The following is a 15,107-nucleotide window of genomic DNA, read 5'->3' on the forward strand; positions in this document are numbered from 1 at the left end:
CGCCTCCGAACCGCCCGTGATCTGGCCGTCGCTCTCACCGGCCGGACCGCCGAAAATCAGTTGAACACCGCCTCGTAGGTCCGACCGGTCGCGTCGGCGGCTACCGGTACGATGAAGATGTCGTGGATGCCGCCGGCGCCGGCAAGGCTGTAGGTCGCCTGCGGCAACGCGATCTCACGCGGCCCCCTGAACAGCAGTGAAAAACCACCGCCCGGGCGGGGGCTGGCCGCGATGCGGTTGACGGCGCTCAGTTCGAGCGAGATCCGTCCCGCTCCGGTCTCTATGGTGAACGCCTGTCCGATCGCCTGTTCGAAATCCGCCGCCGCCGCCATTTTGTCGCCTCGAAGCCGTTTGCGCGGCACTGTCGCCGCTTCGTCGCGGGCTGTCCAGAGCTCTTTGTCCGACCAAAATTCCCAGGAAACCGTCGACCACTTTCCTCGGAATTGGCGCATCGGCGCGGAGCGCTGGCGCGCAAGACATTTCGTCGCCGCAAACCCCAAAATACAGCAACGCATCCTTTTATGAGCGCCGGTGACACTGTAGTACTTTGTTCGGCATGGGATTGTTTCGATACGAACCCGGCGCCGGACGCGGATTGGCCGGCCTGATCGGCTTGCCGGAGAAAAAGGACCGACGATGGCTGAAGGTGCGAAAACAGGGACGGCGGCGACAGCAGGGGCCGATGCGATGCCGCTTTTCTACTCCAGGCCGGAGGCGCTCAATCCGGCGCGGCACGGCTCGCTGGGGTTGACCGCGCGCAGCGACTTTTCCTTCGCGCGCTCGGCGCACGCCATCCCGGTGGTGGCGTCGGAGATGCCGGCGGCGATGCGCTCCTATCCGATCGTCTTCATCGGCGCCGCCATGGCGCCCGTCATCATCACCGGCGTCCGCCAGGACGAGAACCTGTTCGTCGATGCCGAAGGCAAGTGGAACGCGCCGCACTACATCCCGGCCTATGTCCGCCGCTACCCTTTCATCCTGGCCGAGGATCCGACCTCGGCCGGCCGGCTGACGCTGTGCGTCGACCGGGCGAGCGACCGTGTCGTCGACCGACTGATGGCGCCCTTCCGCGACGACAAGGTGCTGCCGTTCTTCGGCGGCAACGAACCGACCGAGGCGACCAGGCAGGCGCTCGCCTTCTGCAACCAGTTCCAGATCGATTTCAGGGCCACCCGCGAGATGGTCGACAAGATCGACGCGCACGGTCTGTTTTCGCCTCGCCAGAGCAAGGTGACGCTGGAAGGCGGCGAAGTGCTCAACCTCACCGACTTCCAGGTGATCGACGAAGCGGCCTTCAACAAACTGAGCGACGAGGCCTTCCTCGACCTCAGAAAATCCGGCGCGCTCGGCCTGCTCTATTGCCACCTCGCCTCGACCAACAGCTGGACCTCGCTGGTGCACCAGGCGTCGCTTCGCAAGGCGGAGACCGCGAAGAGTACCTGACGGCATTGCCCGACCTGCCGAGGTCGACGACATCCAAATTGGAACATTTCATGCGCTGTCCGGTTGCTTCCTCAGGGAAGGAAGACGGCCATGGTGATCAGCCAGGAAGAACGTGTCGCGCATATCAGCAAGCGGGCCCGCGAACTCTGGGAACGGGAAGGCTTGATGCCCGACCGTGAGAAGGCCTGCTGGGACAAGGCGGTCGAGGAGTTCGAGTCCGGCCGGCTGACCGCCGGACGAAAGCAACCAGGCGCGGATGCCGCTGGCGACAGCGCGGGTACCAAACACTGACGCTCCGCTTTGTCGCAGAACGCATCGAGATCACCGGCTGGTGACGAGCCCCTGATCGGTCACTGTCTTCCCAAAGACCGCCGGCGTTGGTGACGTCGGTCTTGACCGACTTGTTGGAGGTGACGGCTGCCCTTGGCGATCCCGGTCTCCACTAGAAGCCAGGGCGCATGGCAGATAGCGCCGACGGCCTTCTTGGCGGAATTTGTTGCAGTGGCGAACGCAATTGGCGCCCGATCCACACGCAATAATGCGCGCGGCTATGCGTAATTAGGCACAAGGGCGTAGCTCGCCTCTTGCTTAACGCAATTTTTTCTGCCAATTTTCGGCTCGCGCGCAACAGGGTGAGATTCGCTCTATGTCGACATCAGTCAAAGCCAAGCTCGTTTCTGCACTTCCGAAAGATTTGCTGCTCAGTTTGGAGGACAGCCTCCGGGCCGAGGCCCTAAAGGCGCATGAAATCATTCGTGACCACAGCGGCCTGAAGGATAAGCGCCGGGCTAGAGGCGGCGAGGGTCAGCTTCGATTTCGAATGATGGAGGAGCGCTTCGAGGAAGTCTGCCAATCCTATGGTGGGCAACTTCTCGAAGGCGGCGTGATTCCGGCGACGGACCTGAAGGTGTTTCAACCGTTTGTTCGGTTCGAAGTGCAAGGGCAAGGTATTATTTTCGGTTTGGCTGCGATGCCTGAGCCAAAGGCGATCCCGTCAAAAAATAAATCTCGTATAGCCGGCGTGAGCTTGAATTACTACCTCACACCGCGTTTGGGCCTCGATGCAGCCGGCCCGAAGATTGGTGACATCTTCGTGCTTTTGTTGGTGTCGCGCCATCGCGAGCGCGTAGGACAGATCGAGGAAATAGCCATCGGGATCATCGACTCCAAATATGAGAATCTCCTGTTCTATGAACCACTCGACAAATTCCTAACCGACTATACTGAACGGCCGCGTCCTGCGCCGCCTTTGTCTTCCTCGCCGCAGGTGAAATTGAAGAGAGGAGTGGCGCCGTTCGTACCGCCCGAGGCGCCCCCCTCTGGGAAAAAGGAGACGGGGACGGAGTAACCTCTCTCCTGACCTGGAGGAAAAGAGTGTCGTTGAAAGTGTTAAAGTAAGGAAATCTAAAACATGCGCGTGGGAACGCCCGGATTTGTGCCGGCCCGGCTTTCAGAAGCTCGGGCCGCTCGCCGTATAAAGACACAGAAGAAATTGGCGGAAGCTCTTGGGGTGGTTTCTAGCACAGTAAGCCGCTGGGAGAATGGCGACATCGCGCCAGACGCGAGTGCCCTATCCACGCTTGCAGACAATCTTGGCGTACGTCGCGAGTTTTTCCTCCGTCCCGTGTTTGAATCGGATCGGCCGATGTTTCATCGGCAGCTCTCGAACACGCTCGTGGCTGATATCCGATATCAGCATTCCCAAATGAATTGGTTGCAAGAAATCAGCTCCATCCTGCAGCACTATGTGGACTTTCCTTCGATCGACATTCCTGACGTGCTTGGAGGTGCGTCTTGGAAGCAACTCCGTGAGGAAGACATTGAGCGCATCGCACTTGAGCTCCGGCGCCATTGGGGAATTGGCGATGGCCCATGCGGGGATGTTGTCGCGTTGCTGGAGCGAATCGGTGTTATCGTCGGTACTATTGAAATGGGTACATCTCGATTGGATGGGCTGTGCAATTGGTCAGTCGGCGAGGGGCGCCCACACGTCCTCCTTGCGACAGACAAAATGTCATTTCCGCGTCGTCAGATGGACGGAGCGCACGAACTTGCTCACGCCGTTCTCCACCGAAACGTCACCCCGGAAGAGTTGGTGACGAATCTCAAGGAGATCGAGACCCAAGCATTCCGGCTGGCCAGTGCGTTCCTAATGCCTTCAACCAGCTATCCACACGAAGTACGGAGGCCATCGCTCTCATCATTTCTTTCCCTGAAAGAAAGGTGGCGAGTTTCCATCAAAGCACAAATTCATCGCCTAGCTGACCTCGAAATTATCCCTTCCGAATACGTAATCGACCTCTATAAGTTGCACTCAGCAAAGGGATGGACGAGGGAGGAGCCTCTAGATCGTGAATGGCAATTGTCTGAGCCGCGTCTTCTTCGCGATGCGCTCAATTTGATCGTAAGTTCGGGAGTTCGTACCAAAAGCGACCTCCTTGCTGTCGAATTTACGATTTCGGCGGAGGATGTCGAACACCTCGCATGCCTACCGCCCGGCTGGTTTGTCGAGAAGGAAGGGAAGCTTGTTCACCTGAAGGTTTCGGAGGCACCGCAAGCGGTCCGGGTTGGGCGTGCGGGGACTGTCATTCCGTTTTATCGGCGATAGATGCCGAGTCTATTGCGGCCATTTCTGCGTCGAACCAGCGACAGGTAACCCACGTGTAACCTTGGCTTTCCGAGCTATCTCCCAGTAGCGGTGTTCTGAACCAATCCGCTTTATACGCGAAAAAGCCGCGGTGAACCGCGGCTTTTCGATGCTTGATTCCCGTTGAGGAAACTGGAGCGGGTGAAGCGATTCGAACGCTCGACCCCAACCTTGGCAAGGTTGTGCTCTACCCCTGAGCTACACCCGCTCACACGGCGTCTTGGCCGCAAGCCGGGCCTATATGGCTGAAGACCGCGGCGATTGCAACAGGGAAATAGCAGGCTTTTTGCAACCTTCCGAGCGATGCCGGCAAACCGCCCGCGACGCGCCGATTTCATCGCCGCTGGCGCGACGGTCTTGTGTCGGCTGCCTCATTGGCCGTAAACGGCAAGGCCGAGAAACCGACGAAGAAGAGATCCATGCCGAAGACCGAAGCTGACCTGATGGCCTTTCTTGCCGAACTCGGCATCGCGGTTTCGACGATACGCCACCCGCCGCTCTATACGGTTGCCGATTCGCAGGCGCTGCGCGGCGAAATCGCCGGCGGGCACACCAAGAACCTGTTCCTGAAGGACAAGAAGGACAATTTCTTCCTGGTCACGGTCGGCGAGGATGCGGTCGTCGATCTCAAGCAGATACATCAGCTGATCGGCGCCGCCAGCCGGGTTTCGTTCGGCAAGCCGGAAATGCTGATGGAGCTTCTGGGGGTCACGCCGGGGGCGGTCACGGTGTTCGGCATCGTCAACGACAGGGAAAACCGGGTCAAACTGGTGCTCGACAAGGATCTGATGGACCATTCCGTCATCAATGCGCATCCCCTGACCAACGAGGCGACGACATCGATCGCGGCCGCCGATCTCATCAGATTCGTCGAGGCAACCGGGCATGATGCTGCTATCTTGAAAGTCTCGGCATGATCGCCACATGGGTGGCAAAGCCGATTTCCAATTGAGACAGGGCGCCGGGCCACGGGCCGGCCGCGCGACCGAAAGGGTGACGAGATGAGCGACAACAATCCGTTTGGCGGATCATTCGGAAACAAGGGCGGCCAGTATGCCACCACGGTGCAGTATGGCGGAACCGAGCCCAAAGCCGGATTCGGCGAGACGTCAGCGCCCCCAGCCGCCGGCCCCACCACCGGCGATGTCATCAAGGACACGACGACCGCGGCCTTTGCCGCCGACGTCATCCAGGAATCGCGCCGCCAGCCGGTGCTGGTCGACTTCTGGGCGCCGTGGTGCGGACCTTGCAAGCAGCTCACTCCGCAGCTGGAAAAGGCGGTCAAGGCCGCCGGTGGCAAGGTCAAGCTGGTCAAGATGAACATCGACGACCATCCCTCGATCGCCGGCCAGCTCGGCATCCAGTCGATACCGGCGGTCATCGCCTTCAAGGACGGCCAGCCGGTCGACGGCTTCATGGGCGCCGTTCCCGAGAGCCAGATCAACGAATTCATCACCAAGGTCGGCGGCAAGGGCAATGGCGCGCCGCCGGTGGCCGAGGCCCTGGCCGCGGCGGCGGAGGCGCGCGACGCCGGCGACATGCAGACCGCGGCCGATATCTACGATGCCATCCTGGCGCAGGCGCCGGAAACGATCGAGGCGATTGGCGGGCTGGGCGACCTGCTGTTCGAGGCCGGCGACACCGAGGGTGCCGAGGCGCTCCTGGCAACGGCGCCGGAGGCCAAGAAGGACGCACCGCCGCTGGCTGCCCTGCGCGCCAAGATCGCGCTGGCCGCGCAGGCGGCGGCGCTGGGCAATCCGGCCGAGTTCGAGCGGCGGCTTGCGGAAAACCCCAAGGACCATCAGGCCCGTTTCGACCTGGCGATGATCCAGAACGCCATGGGCGATCGCACGGCGGCCGCCGACAATCTGCTGGCCATCATCAAGGCCGACCGGAGCTGGAACGAGGATGGCGCCAGGACGCAGTTGCTGCAGCTGTTCGAGGCCTGGGGCATGACCGACGAGGCGACGCTTGCCGCGCGCCGCAAATTGTCGGCATTGCTGTTTTCCTGAGCCGGTTACGGTTGTTTTGTCGCAAGGGCTTGTGGCGCCAGGCCTGTGCGCCAGATAGGACAGGGCAGGATTGACGCTTCGCAAGGGAAGCGATCGGAGGAACGAGGTGCAAGCGGGAAACGCGCATTACCGGCTCGCCAAGGATCTGCCATCGACGATCCCGCTCTTTCCGCTCGAAGGCGCGCTGCTGCTGCCGGGCGGCCGCATGCCGCTCAACATCTTCGAGCCGCGCTACCTGCAGATGGTGGACGAGGCCGTCGCCGGCTCGCGGCTCGTCGGCGTCATCCAGCCCAGCCTCAATGGCGCATTGCGCGAGGATGGCGAGCCGGAGCTTTGCAACGTCGGCTGCATCGGTCGCATCATCGCCTTTTCCGAGACCGGCGACGGCCGCTACCTGATCTCGCTGCAAGGCGTGTGCCGGTTCCGCGTCGCCCACGAGCTGACGGTCAAGACGCCGTTCCGCCAGGCGAAGCCGGCGCCCTTCCTCGCCGATCTCGACGAAGAGCAGGCGGCTGATGAAATCGACCGGCCGGCGCTGCTCAGAGCCTTTCGTGCCTATCTGCAGGCCAATGACCTGGAAGCCGACTGGGAAAGCGTCAGCCGTGCCGAAAACGCCATGCTGGTCAACGCGCTGTCGATGATGGCGCCCTATGGACCGGCCGAGAAGCAGGCATTGCTCGAGGCCGCGGACCTGAAAACCAGGGCCGAAACGCTGATCGCCATCACCGAGATGACGCTGGCGCGCGAGAATGAGGATTTTGGCTCGAGCCTGCAGTAGGAATGCGTCGATATCCAGCCGGCCTGCAAATAACGGCCTGACGGATCTCGACAGATCCTGCATCCTGGCTGACATGCTTGGCGTGAAACCGGAAGAGGACCCAATGGCGGATGGGCGCGACGGAAAGAAGACGAATGTTGACCCGAAGCTGCTGGAACTCCTGGCCTGCCCGCTGACCAAGGGGCCGCTGGCCTGGGACCCCGAGCGCGGCGAGCTGGTTTCGCGAGTCGCCAAGCTCGCTTATCCGGTGCGCGACGGCATCCCGATCATGCTGCCTTCGGAAGCGCGGGTGCTCTCGGCCGAGGATGTACTGTCGCCGCCACGGCCGGGTGGGCCGAATTGAGGTGGCGCGGAGCCATCCGCTCCGCTTCAACCATATACGTGTACAAACCAAGGGATATCAGGTCTTCGCGACGTCGCCTCAGCTCGGCCTGGCCAGCGCCTTGTCGATCTGCGGCAGCAGAAGCTCCCTGGCGGACTCTGGCGTCAGCGGGCCGACATGCTTGTAGGCTATCTTGCCATCCTTGCCGATGACAAAGGTTTCCGGCACGCCATAGACACCCCAGTCGATCGCCGTGCGGCCGGCTTCGTCAACGCCGATCGCCTGGAACGGATTGCCGAGGTCGCCGAGGAAGCGGCGGGCGTTTTCCGGCCGGTCCTTGTAGTTCAGCGCCGCCATCGCGAACCTTTTGTCCTGCGCCAGCGCCAGCAGCACTGGGTGTTCCTCGCGGCATGGTGCGCACCAGGACGCAAACACGTTGACCAGCGTGACCTTGCCCGCGAAGGCTTTCGAATCGAGCCCGGGCAGATTGCTGCCCTCCAGGGGCGGCAAGTTGGTCCGCGGCGCCGGCAGGCCGATGAGCGCCGACGGCACTTCCGAGACATCGCGTCCCGACAAGAGCTGCGACAGGAACAGTCCGGCCAGTCCGAGGAAGACCAGCAGCGGCAAAAATACGAACAGGCGGCGACGGGCCGGCGTTTCCGTCCCTGTGCTCATGGCTTGGCTGCCTTGTCGGAACGGCGGCGCACGCCGGCCGCCTCGAGTTCGGCGAGTTCGCGCTTGCGCGCCCGCTGGTCGATGAGGATCCAGCCGATCAGCCCGGCCAGTGCCACAGCGGTGATCGCGTAGGCCGCCGCGACGTAGAGCGCATGCGGGCTCATGTCGGCTGCCTCACCGGCATGCCGTTCGCCAATTCGATCCTTCCGCCACGTTCGATCATGCCTTCCCTTAGCCCCGCGCCGGTTACCGCGCAATTGGCTGCCGCGCCGCAGCCTCTACCGTCGTGGCCGCCTCAATCCGTGCCATGGCGCAAAGCCAGCGCCGCCGCCAGCGGCCCGAGCACGGCAAGAAACAACGTCAGCGCGGCAAGAATGAGGAAAGGCTGCAGGAACGGATCGGGATTGACTGTTGCGCCGTAACTCGCCGAAACCCCGAAGATCAGCACCGGGATGGTCAGCGGCAGCACCAGCACCGAGATCAGCAGCCCGCCGCGCGGCAGCGCCACCGCCACCGCCGCACCGACGGCGCCGATGAATGTGATCGCCGGAGTGCCGACCAGCAGCGTAAGCGCCGTGGCGCCGATGGCGACCGGCTCCATGTTCATGAACAGGCCGAGCAGCGGCGCCGCGACCACCAGCGGCAGCACGCTGCCCGCCCAATGCGCCAGGCATTTGATGAGCACCGTCAGCGCCAGCATGTGGCGGTCGTTGCCGAGCACCAGGAGATCGAGCGAGCCGTCCTCGCGGTCGGCCTGGAACAGCCGGTCGAGGCCGAGCAGACAAGAGAGCAGCGCCCCGATCCACAGGATCGCCGGGCCGATACGGGCAAGCAGCTTCAGGTCCGGCCCAACGCCGAAAGGGATGGTGGCGATGACGGCGAGGAAGAAGATGACGCCGGTCAGCGCGCCGCCGCCGGCGCGGATAGAGAGGCGGATGTCGCGCAGGAAGAGGGACCACATTACGATGTGGTCCCCTGACGAAGAAGGGGCGCGCCGTAGGGTGCAGTCATCAAAAGGCCTCCCCCATCGCCAACTCTTTCGCCCCTTCCAATCCCAGCGGCAGATGCGTCGCCGCCACAATCATCCCGCCTTCCTCGCAATGCCCGCGCATCAGCCCCGCGAATCGCGCCTCCGAAGCCTTGTCCAGCCCTGCCGTCGGCTCGTCGAGCAGCCACAGCGGCCGATGGCCGACCAAGAGTTTCGCGATCGCCGCGCGGCGCCTTTGCCCGGTCGAGAGATAGCCGAACGGCAAATGGCCGATGCCGCCGAGCCCGACCGTTTCCAGCGCCTCCTCCACATCGAGCCGGCCTTCGCCGTGGAACTCCCGCCAGAAGCGCAAATTCTCAGTCACGCTCAGCGCCGTCTTCATCGCGTTCTGGTGGCCGAGATAGTGGCAGGCCGAGCCGATCGAGGGGAACTCGTCGCCGCCGCCCTCGAGCAGCAGACGGCCTTCGGTTTTCGGCAGCAGCCCGGCCACGACCCTGAGCAAGGTCGATTTGCCCGAGCCGTTCGGCCCGGTGACGACCAGCGCCTGGCCCTGATCGAGCACAAAGCCGATGCCGGAGAAAACCGGCTCGCCGCCGCGTTCGCCGCCCAGATTTTCGGCGATAAGCCGCATCCCTCGCCTGCCCTGAAATCAATGTTTCGCGAGCGCTGCCGCATCGCACAAATTTGCTCAGCAACTGTCTAGAACTATTCCAGAAAATTCTCTATATGCGGGGCATCCGTGCCAGCGGTCGGCGCGGGAACAGAATTAGCGCCGAACCAGCGCACGCGCCGCCTTGAACGGCTCGGGTTGCTTGGGAACGGACAGCGGAAATGGCCGTACCCGCACCTTTGCGCGTGATTGCATGCCATCGGCGTCCGTTCCCTTTCAGGCTGAACAGACAAGGACGGATCGCACGTGTCAAAATCCCTCGACAGTTTCAATTGCCGCCGCACGCTGAAAGCGGGCGACGCCGAGTATGTCTATTTCGACCTCGTCGAGGCCGAGAAGAACGGCCTCACCGGCATTGCCCAGCTGCCCTATTCGATGAAGGTGCTGCTGGAAAACCTGCTGCGCAACGAGGACGGCCGCTCCGTCACCAAGGAGAGCATCCAGGCGGTGGCCGGCTGGCTGACCGACAAGGGCACCGCCGGCGTCGAGATCGCCTATCGCCCGGCCCGCGTGCTGATGCAGGATTTCACCGGCGTCCCGGCCGTGGTCGACCTCGCCGCCATGCGCGACGCCATGGCCTCGCTTGGCGGCGATCCGCAGAAGATCAACCCGCTGGTGCCGGTCGACCTCGTCATCGACCATTCCGTCATCGTCGACGAGTTCGGCACGCCGATGGCCTTCGCCCGCAATGTCGAGCTCGAATATGAGCGCAACGAAGAGCGCTACAAGTTCCTGAAATGGGGCCAGCAGGCGTTCCGCAACTTCCGCGTCGTGCCGCCCGGCACCGGCATCTGCCACCAGGTCAATCTCGAATATCTCGGCCAGGTGGTGTGGACCAACACCGAGGACGGCGAAACCACCGCCTATCCCGACACCTGCGTCGGCACCGATTCGCACACCACCATGATCAACGGCCTTGGCGTGCTCGGCTGGGGCGTCGGCGGCATCGAGGCCGAGGCGGCCATGCTCGGCCAGCCGGTCTCCATGCTGCTGCCGGAAGTCATCGGCTTCCGCCTCACCGGCAAGCTCAAGGAGGGCGTCACCGCCACCGACCTCGTGCTGACCGTCACCCAGATGCTGCGCAAGAAGGGCGTCGTCGGCAAGTTCGTCGAGTTCTTCGGCCCCGGCCTGTCCAACATGACGCTGGCCGACCGCGCCACCATCGGCAACATGGCGCCCGAATACGGCGCCACCTGCGGTTTCTTCCCGGTCGATTCCGAAACCATCCGCTATCTCACAATGTCGGGCCGCAGCGAGGACCGCATCGCCCTGGTCGAGGCCTATTCCAAGGCGCAAGGCATGTGGCGCGAGGCCGGCTCCGCCGACCCGGTCTTCACCGACCTGCTCGAACTGGAGCTGGACAGCGTCGTGCCGTCGATGGCCGGTCCCAAGCGCCCCGAGGGCCGTGTCGCGCTGGAAGGCATTCCGGCCGGCTTCGCCAAGGCAATGGACACCGAATACAAGAAGGCGGCGGAAATCTCCAAGCGCTATGCGGTCGAAGGCACCGACCATGACCTTGGCCATGGCGACGTCGTCATCGCCGCCATCACCTCCTGCACCAACACCTCGAACCCATCAGTGCTGATCGGCGCGGGCTTGCTTGCCCGCAACGCCAACCGCCTTGGCCTGAAGCAGAAGCCGTGGGTAAAGACCTCGCTGGCCCCCGGCAGCCAGGTGGTGGCGGAATATCTGGAAAAGTCGGGCCTGCAGAAGGAGCTCGACCAGATCGGCTTCAACCTGGTCGGCTTCGGCTGCACCACCTGCATCGGCAATTCCGGACCGCTGCCCGCTCCGATCTCAAAAACCATCAACGACAAGGGCCTGATTGCCGCCGCGGTGCTCTCCGGCAACCGCAACTTCGAAGGCCGCGTCTCGCCCGACGTGCAGGCGAACTACCTGGCGTCGCCGCCGCTGGTCGTGGCGCATGCGCTGGCCGGCACCGTGACCAAGGACCTGACCACGGAGCCGCTCGGCGACGACAGGAACGGCAATCCGGTCTATCTCAAGGATATCTGGCCGAGCTCGGCCGAGATCCAGGAGTTCATCGAGAAGAACGTCACCCGCGAGCTGTTCGCCCGCAAATATGCCGACGTCTTCAAGGGCGACGAGTACTGGCAGAACGTCAAGGCGCCGGAAGGCCAGACCTATGCCTGGGACAACAATTCGACCTATGTGCAGAACCCGCCCTACTTCGCCGGCATGACCACGGGTTTCGGCAAGATCGGCGACATCAAGGGCGCCCGCGTGCTCGGCCTGTTCGGCGACAAGATCACCACCGACCACATCTCGCCGGCGGGTTCGATCAAGGCCGCCTCGCCGGCCGGCAAATACCTGACCGACCATGGCGTCGGCGTCGCCGACTTCAACCAGTACGGCACGCGGCGCGGCAACCATGAGGTGATGATGCGCGGCACCTTCGCCAACATCCGCATCCGCAACCACATGCTGGGCGAGAACGGCCGCGAGGGCGGCTACACCATCCATTATCCCAGCAAGGAAGAGGAATCGATCTACGACGCGGCGATGCAGTACAAGAAGGAAGGCGTGCCGCTGGTCATCTTCGCCGGCGTCGAATACGGCAACGGCTCGTCGCGCGACTGGGCGGCAAAGGGCACCAACCTGCTCGGTGTCCGTGCCGTCATCGCCCAGTCCTTCGAGCGCATCCATCGTTCGAACCTGGTCGGCATGGGCGTCATCCCCTTCGTCTTCGAGGAAGGCACCTCATGGGCTTCCCTCAACCTCAAGGGCGACGAGCTGGTCGAGATCGACGGATTGAGCGCCATCAAGCCGCGCCAGACGATGACCGCCAAGATCACCTATGGCGACGGCACGGTGAAGAACGTGCCGATCATCTGCCGCATCGATACGCTGGATGAGCTCGACTACTTCAAGAACGGCGGCATCTTGCAGTACGTGCTGCGCGATCTGGCGGCCTAGAAAACAGTGAGTAGCGAGTGGGATGCAAGGGACGCCCCTACTCACTACTCCCCTGCCGCGGCACAGCAGACCAGCATACCGCACAGTCCTGCCGCGATGAAGGCAAGGTCGTCAAAGCATTGACCGGCCCGGACCAAAGTCCAGGGCCGGTGCGTTCGCAATAGAGATCGATGTCGGTGAGGAGAACCTGCCGCATGGCGATGATGCCGCCGCTCAATCGAACCACGCCTTGAAATGCAGCGGCTGCTCCTATTGCGGCCTTACCTCACGATTGCAGCGGTAAAATTTCACCGCAACGTGACTTCCCGTTGACTTCCCGTTCTGCCACATATTTCGGCAAAGCAGAACAAAGCCGGCATCACCGGCGGGAATTGGAATGGTCATGGCCTCGCGACGATCATTGTGGCTGGCAGCCTTCGCGCTGGCCTTCTCGGCTTTTGCCGGCGCTGGGCATGCCAGCGAGCCCGAAAGGGCCCAGGCCGAAAAATCCGACAGGCCGCTCGGCGTGGTCGAACTGTTCACCAGCCAGGGCTGCAGTTCCTGCCCGCCGGCGGACGCGTTCTTCGCCGAACTCGCCACAAGGCAAGACCTTGTCGCGCTCGCTTATCACGTCGATTACTGGGACTATCTCGGCTGGAAGGACACGCTGAGCCACAAGGAAAACACCGAGCGGCAATATGACTATATGCGCTATTTCAGCAGCCGTTCGGTCTATACGCCGCAGGCCGTCCTGAACGGCCGCATGCATGTCAACGGCGCCAATCGCGGTGAGGTCGACGGCGCGCTTGCCCGCATGGCCCGTGCCGGCGAAGGCATGCGTGTGCCCATCAAGGTCAGCCGCACCGGCGACCGTGTGATCATCGACGCAGGTGACGCCGGCACCGGCCCGAACGACGCCCATGTCGTCATCGTCTATTTCGACGCGCCGCAGACGGTCAAGATCGGCCAGGGCGAGAACTCCGGCCGCAAGATGACCTATTGGAACGCGGTCACCGGGATCCAGACCGCCGGCATGTGGCATGGCAAGGCGCAGCGCTACGAATTGCCGCTGAGCGAGATCACCAAGAAAGGCGGCTGCGCCGTGCTTTTGCAGTCGGTCGGCAAGGATGGCCTGCCAGGCCCCATACTGGGTGCGGCTTTCATCCACAAACCGGGATCCGAGGCCTCCCTCGATCGTAAGCTGTAAGGTCACGGGTTCGGCGCAATTCCAGACGGAAACCGCTACATATCCTGCTCGAATGCTTCAGTGTCCGGTCAGGCGATCGGCGAAGGCCGCAAGGCGTGAGGTCCGGTCCAGGCCGTTTGCTTCACGCCGGTCGGCGATGCGATAGAGCTGGTACATTGTGTGCACGCCGAGCCAGCGCAGTGGTTCCGGTTCCCATTTCTTGACCGTGCGGTTGACCCAGGGCAGCCGGGTCAACTCGGTGTCGTGGCCGAGCACGAGGTCGCGCAAGGTGCGGCCTGACAGGTTGGAACTGGAAACCCCGAGCCCGACATAGCCGCCGGCCCAGCCGATGCCGCTTTCCGGGTCGAAGCCTGAAGTGGTGCACCAGTCGCGCGGCACCCCAAGCGTCCCGCACCAGGCATGGTCGAGACGCACGCCCTTGGTCTGCGGCAACAGCCTGGTCAGCACCTCGTGCAACTGGTCGATGGTCGCCTGCTGGGTCCGGCCGCGCACATCGGTGCGCGAACCGAAGCGGTAGGGCACGCCACGGCCGCCCATGGCGATGCGGCCTTCGCGCGTGCGCTGCGCGTAGCAATAGGTGTGGGCGGCATCGCCCAGCACTTCGTAACCGTTCCAGCCGATCTGGTCCCACAGTTCTTGCGGCAGCTTCTCGGTCACCACGATGGCGCTGTTCAGCGGCAGCCAGAGACGCTCGTAGCCGGGAATGCCAGCCGTGAAGCCTTCGGTGGCGCGGACGATCTTCCCTGCCCGCACGATGCCTCTGCTGGTGGTGACCTTGCCCTTCTCGATCGCCAGCACCTGCGTCTGCTCGTAGATCGGCACGCCAAGCCGCTCGACAGCCGCCGCCAGGCCTTGCACCAGCTTGGCCGGCTGGACACGCGCGACGTTGCGCACGACGAAGGCGCCCAGCACCTTGTCGATGGCGATGCGCTGGCGCGCCTCCCGCGCGTCGAGGAAGGCGAGCCGCTCCGGCGGCATCTCCCAGCGCAGCAGCTCCTCGTATTCGGCCCTAGCACGCTGCAATTGTGCCGCGTTGGTGGCGACTGTGATGTTGTCGACGCGGCGGATATCGGCGTCGATGCCTTCGGCTTCCGTCACCGCGATGACCTCATCGACCGTGCCGAACATGGCGCGCTGCATATCGATCACCGCGCCGCGCGAGGAGGTCTTTGCGTATTTCTCACGCGACCAGCTGAAGCCGCCCGACAGCCAGCCGCCATTGCGGCCCGACGCGCCGAAGCCCGCGAACTCCTTCTCGACCATGGCGATGCGCAGCGCAGGTTGCGCCTTCTTCAGATAATAGGCGGTCCACAGGCCGGTGTAGCCGGCGCCGACGATGCACACATCGGCCTCGATATCGCCGGGCAAGGACGGCCGATAGGCCGGCACGCCGCCGATATCGGCATACCAGAACGACACGTCGCCATTGTGCTTGGCTTGCATTTTTTG

General features: G+C 63.2%; 16 protein-coding genes, 1 tRNA gene and 1 pseudogene. 10 read left to right on the plus strand and 8 right to left on the minus strand.

Annotated features, from left to right (window positions below; translation table 11 throughout):
- Positions 1-56: 56 nt before the first annotated feature.
- A complete protein-coding gene (locus FJ543_RS17660; RefSeq protein ID WP_140719629.1) occupies positions 57-332 on the minus strand; it encodes a hypothetical protein in 276 nt (91 codons plus the stop codon).
- Between the two features lie 304 nt (positions 333-636).
- On the opposite strand from FJ543_RS17660, the gene FJ543_RS17665 reads away from it, so the two are divergent.
- Together FJ543_RS17665 and FJ543_RS17670 are read left to right on the plus strand one after the other, a co-directional pair.
- Positions 637-1,443 carry a SapC family protein gene (locus tag FJ543_RS17665; protein WP_140876149.1) on the plus strand — a complete coding sequence of 269 codons (807 nt, stop codon included), beginning with the start codon at positions 637-639 and terminating at the stop codon, positions 1,441-1,443.
- A 90-nt stretch (positions 1,444-1,533) separates the two neighbouring features.
- The gene (locus FJ543_RS17670) at positions 1,534-1,734 is read left to right on the plus strand and encodes a DUF2934 domain-containing protein (protein ID WP_140618224.1); all 201 of its coding nucleotides are present in this window, start codon (positions 1,534-1,536) and stop codon (positions 1,732-1,734) included.
- A 33-nt stretch (positions 1,735-1,767) separates the two neighbouring features.
- Here FJ543_RS17670 and FJ543_RS32285 read toward each other — a convergent pair.
- A pseudogene (locus tag FJ543_RS32285) lies at positions 1,768-1,931 on the minus strand (DJ-1/PfpI family protein); the annotation flags it as partial.
- A 158-nt stretch (positions 1,932-2,089) separates the two neighbouring features.
- Here FJ543_RS32285 and FJ543_RS17680 point away from each other — a divergent pair.
- Together FJ543_RS17680 and FJ543_RS17685 are read left to right on the plus strand one after the other, a co-directional pair.
- On the plus strand, positions 2,090-2,791 hold the full coding sequence (locus tag FJ543_RS17680) for a hypothetical protein (RefSeq protein ID WP_140876151.1): 702 nt from the start codon (positions 2,090-2,092) through the stop codon (positions 2,789-2,791).
- Between the two features lie 63 nt (positions 2,792-2,854).
- Positions 2,855-4,051, plus strand: a complete 1,197-nt coding sequence (locus FJ543_RS17685) for an XRE family transcriptional regulator (RefSeq protein WP_140876153.1) — start codon at positions 2,855-2,857, stop codon at positions 4,049-4,051.
- A gap of 172 nt (positions 4,052-4,223) precedes the next feature.
- Here FJ543_RS17685 and FJ543_RS17690 read toward each other — a convergent pair.
- Positions 4,224-4,298 (minus strand) — tRNA-Gly (locus FJ543_RS17690).
- Positions 4,299-4,509: 211 nt separating this feature from the next.
- Between FJ543_RS17690 and FJ543_RS17695 the strand changes: the two genes are divergently transcribed.
- From FJ543_RS17695 to FJ543_RS17710, 4 genes are all read left to right on the plus strand, one after another.
- A complete protein-coding gene (locus FJ543_RS17695) occupies positions 4,510-5,007 on the plus strand; it encodes a prolyl-tRNA synthetase associated domain-containing protein (RefSeq protein ID WP_015314918.1) in 498 nt (165 codons plus the stop codon).
- Between the two features lie 84 nt (positions 5,008-5,091).
- The gene (trxA, locus tag FJ543_RS17700) at positions 5,092-6,102 is read left to right on the plus strand and encodes a thioredoxin (RefSeq protein WP_140876155.1); all 1,011 of its coding nucleotides are present in this window, start codon (positions 5,092-5,094) and stop codon (positions 6,100-6,102) included.
- A gap of 106 nt (positions 6,103-6,208) precedes the next feature.
- The gene (locus FJ543_RS17705; protein WP_140876157.1) at positions 6,209-6,880 is read left to right on the plus strand and encodes an LON peptidase substrate-binding domain-containing protein; all 672 of its coding nucleotides are present in this window, start codon (positions 6,209-6,211) and stop codon (positions 6,878-6,880) included.
- 103 nt (positions 6,881-6,983) lie between these two features.
- Complete coding sequence (locus FJ543_RS17710; protein ID WP_140618229.1) at positions 6,984-7,223, plus strand: Trm112 family protein; 240 nt, start codon at positions 6,984-6,986, stop codon at positions 7,221-7,223.
- A 78-nt stretch (positions 7,224-7,301) separates the two neighbouring features.
- Here the strand turns inward: FJ543_RS17710 and FJ543_RS17715 are convergent, their stop codons facing one another.
- The 4 genes from FJ543_RS17715 to ccmA form a co-directional block, all read right to left on the minus strand.
- Entirely contained in the window at positions 7,302-7,877 is a 576-nt protein-coding gene (locus FJ543_RS17715; protein WP_140876159.1) for a DsbE family thiol:disulfide interchange protein, read from the minus strand.
- Positions 7,874-8,041, minus strand: coding sequence for a heme exporter protein CcmD (gene ccmD / locus FJ543_RS17720; RefSeq protein ID WP_140876161.1), 168 nt, complete (start codon positions 8,039-8,041; stop codon positions 7,874-7,876). Before ccmD ends, FJ543_RS17715 begins: the two co-directional genes overlap by 4 nt.
- 131 nt (positions 8,042-8,172) lie before the next feature.
- Positions 8,173-8,838, minus strand: a complete 666-nt coding sequence (gene ccmB, locus FJ543_RS17725; protein WP_140876163.1) for a heme exporter protein CcmB — start codon at positions 8,836-8,838, stop codon at positions 8,173-8,175.
- Between the two features lie 49 nt (positions 8,839-8,887).
- Positions 8,888-9,496 carry a heme ABC exporter ATP-binding protein CcmA gene (ccmA, locus tag FJ543_RS17730; protein WP_140876165.1) on the minus strand — a complete coding sequence of 203 codons (609 nt, stop codon included), beginning with the start codon at positions 9,494-9,496 and terminating at the stop codon, positions 8,888-8,890.
- A gap of 285 nt (positions 9,497-9,781) precedes the next feature.
- On the opposite strand from ccmA, the gene acnA reads away from it, so the two are divergent.
- Positions 9,782-12,472: an aconitate hydratase AcnA gene (gene acnA / locus FJ543_RS17735; protein WP_015314926.1), complete on the plus strand. Its 2,691-nt coding sequence runs from the start codon at positions 9,782-9,784 to the stop codon at positions 12,470-12,472.
- 376 nt (positions 12,473-12,848) lie between these two features.
- Complete coding sequence (locus FJ543_RS17740) at positions 12,849-13,658, plus strand: thioredoxin family protein (RefSeq protein WP_140876167.1); 810 nt, start codon at positions 12,849-12,851, stop codon at positions 13,656-13,658.
- Positions 13,659-13,715: 57 nt separating this feature from the next.
- Here the strand turns inward: FJ543_RS17740 and FJ543_RS17745 are convergent, their stop codons facing one another.
- Positions 13,716-15,101, minus strand: a complete 1,386-nt coding sequence (locus FJ543_RS17745; protein ID WP_140876169.1) for an FAD-binding oxidoreductase — start codon at positions 15,099-15,101, stop codon at positions 13,716-13,718.
- Between the last annotated feature and the right edge of the window lie 6 nt (positions 15,102-15,107).

Origin of the sequence: Mesorhizobium sp. B2-5-7, assembly GCF_006440875.1 — a bacterium.
Taxonomy (GTDB): Bacteria; Pseudomonadota; Alphaproteobacteria; order Rhizobiales; family Rhizobiaceae; genus Mesorhizobium; species Mesorhizobium australicum.